Annotated in this window: 3 protein-coding genes; 2 read left to right on the top strand and 1 reads right to left on the bottom strand. The window is 33.7% G+C overall.

Annotation, left to right across the window (positions count from 1 at the left end):
• Positions 1–68: 68 nt before the first annotated feature.
• Positions 69–434, bottom strand: a complete 366-nt coding sequence (locus tag FC72_RS10510) for a CvfD/Ygs/GSP13 family RNA-binding post-transcriptional regulator (protein ID WP_057767479.1) — start codon at positions 432–434, stop codon at positions 69–71.
• A 77-nt stretch (positions 435–511) separates the two neighbouring features.
• Between FC72_RS10510 and FC72_RS10515 the strand changes: the two genes are divergently transcribed.
• Entirely contained in the window at positions 512–1,504 is a 993-nt protein-coding gene (locus FC72_RS10515) for an NAD(P)/FAD-dependent oxidoreductase (protein WP_057767481.1), read from the top strand.
• 95 nt (positions 1,505–1,599) lie between these two features.
• Positions 1,600–2,250 carry a DedA family protein gene (locus FC72_RS10520; RefSeq protein ID WP_057767484.1) on the top strand — a complete coding sequence of 217 codons (651 nt, stop codon included), beginning with the start codon at positions 1,600–1,602 and terminating at the stop codon, positions 2,248–2,250.
• Positions 2,251–2,329 lie beyond the last annotated feature (79 nt).

Consider the following 2,329-nt stretch of genomic DNA (forward strand, 5'->3'; position numbering starts at 1 on the left):
CAACAGGTAATATATTACCAATTAGAATTGCGTCTTGCAACCCCTTTTTGAAAAAAAGTGTGATTTTTTTATTTTTTCTCTATAATTTCACTGATTCCCTCATCTATCCATTGTTTTCTATGGCTTTGAATTGTTTGAAAACCAATCTTATCTTTATAGTTAGTCCAGAAGTGTTTATGTAAAATAGGTCGTCCTATCTTCTGCTTATGTAAAGCCCTCATAGACAAGCTTATCTTTTGATTGTATTCATCTATATCCATAACGATCACTTCTACCTGGTCTCCAATGCGATACATGTTTTCAACGTTAGGAACATATCCATGCCTTAATTCTGAAATATGTATCAAGCCTTGCTTACCATTTTCAAGTTTTACAAATATTCCATACTTTTGCACACCTGATACTTGCCCAGAGAGTCTATCTCCTATTTTCATAAGTTTACCTCCTTTATTTTTAGATTGCTTCTATGCAACAATATATTTTAACAGATTAAAAAGAATGGTGACATATTATGAATAACAAAATCTACGACATTACTATTATTGGTGGTGGCCCTGCAGGTATCTTTGCATCGTACTATGCACGTATGCGCAAACTTAATGTTGCTTTAATAGAAAGTTTACCTAAATTAGGTGGTCAACCCGAGACGCTTTACGCTCAAAAGGAGATCTTTGATATTGCTGCTTTACCTAAGATTTCAGGTACTGAACTAACTGATTCATTGATAAAGCAATTGGAATTACTAGGGTGTGATAAATACTTGGGGACTTCAGTTACTGATTTAAAACAGATAGATGATATTTGGAATGTTGATACAGATAAGGGAACAATAAAGACTAAATCAATAATCATCGCTATCGGTAACGGTGCTTTCAAACCTCGCAAACTAACCTTCGACTATGACCCATTACTTGAAGAGAACAACCTAAGTTATTTTGTAAATGATATGGAAGAGTATAGAGACAAAGACATTGCCATTGCTGGTGGTGGTGATTCAGCAGTTGATTGGGCTATTCACCTCGACAAAATATCAAACTCTACATCCCTCATACATAGAAGAAACAAATATCGTGCCATGGAATCAAGTGTATCTGAACTAAACGATTCTGATGTTGATCAAATGAATCCCTATATCATTAAAGACGTAAAATTTAACGATGATGATCGTACTAAAATCGATGTTGAATTGAAAATGATTCGTTCTGACGAAATAAAAACAATTACGGTAGATAAACTATTGGTCAACTATGGATTCATTTCAGACTCTAAAATACTACATGACTGGAACTTAAACCTTGAAGGTCCATTTATAAAAGTAGATCGAGAAATGGAGACTAACTTACCTAATGTATTTGCTATCGGTGATATTATTACTTACCCTGGAAAACTTCAATTAATTGCTACCGCTTTTGCTGAAGGCCCAATCGCGGTCACTAAAGCGCTGCGTAATATGTATCCTGATCGTGACTATTTTGCTCATAGCACTTCTTTGTTTGAACAATAATTTAAAATTTTCGAAATTTTTAAACTTAATTTAAGCTAAGATAGTATAATGTAGATTAATTTGAAAATTTTGGAGTTGATTGATTGAGTTATGTAATGAGTCTAGTAGATTTTATTCTACATATTGATCATCATATGGTTAATATCGTTAATAATTTCGGACTATGGACGTATTTAATACTATTTCTAATCATTTTCATTGAAACCGGGGTCGTAATTTTACCCTTTCTACCAGGAGATTCGCTAATCTTTGCTGCCATGGCATTAGCTGCTAATCCAGATTATGGATTGATTCCGTTAGCGCTATTCGCAGTTTTCTTTATTGCAGCGACACTGGGAGATTCAATGAACTATGAGATCGGTGAGCATTTTGGACAATTTGCGACTGAAAACAAATATTTAAGTAAGCTAATAAATAAAGAGCACCTTGATGAAGCACATGCTTTCTTTGAAAAACATGGTGGTAAGACGATTGCAATCGGTCGTTTTATCCCATTGATAAGAACTTTCGTACCTTTCGTTGCCGGTAGTGGAACAATGAAATATACTAAGTTTCTTAAATTCAATGTTCTTGGAGCATTTTTGTGGGTCTTGGTTTGCTCATTAGCTGGTTATCTATTTGGTAATATCCCTGCCGTGCAAGAACATTTCTCAATGATTATTCTTGGAATCGTATTTATTTCATTGATTCCAGTTTTAATTACTGCACTTAAAGGACGTAAGAAAAAAACTGTACCTGAAGAATAAAAAAAGGCTTTGTAATTTACTTTGGTACTGCAACTATTTTTTGAGACAATAAAATAAAAGCACTTCTATTATTGGGTTA

This window comes from Companilactobacillus tucceti DSM 20183 (assembly GCF_001434665.1).
In the GTDB taxonomy this organism is placed as follows: Bacteria; Bacillota; Bacilli; order Lactobacillales; family Lactobacillaceae; genus Companilactobacillus; species Companilactobacillus tucceti.

What these genes read in the sequence shown, in the direction of transcription:
- FC72_RS10510 (WP_057767479.1), bottom strand. Translation starts at nt 434, where the DNA reads ATGAAAATAGGAGATAGACTCTCTGGGCAAGTATCAGGTGTGCAAAAG.
- FC72_RS10515 (WP_057767481.1), top strand. Translation starts at nt 512, where the DNA reads ATGAATAACAAAATCTACGACATTACTATTATTGGTGGTGGCCCTGCA.
- FC72_RS10520 (WP_057767484.1), top strand. Translation starts at nt 1,600, where the DNA reads ATGAGTCTAGTAGATTTTATTCTACATATTGATCATCATATGGTTAAT.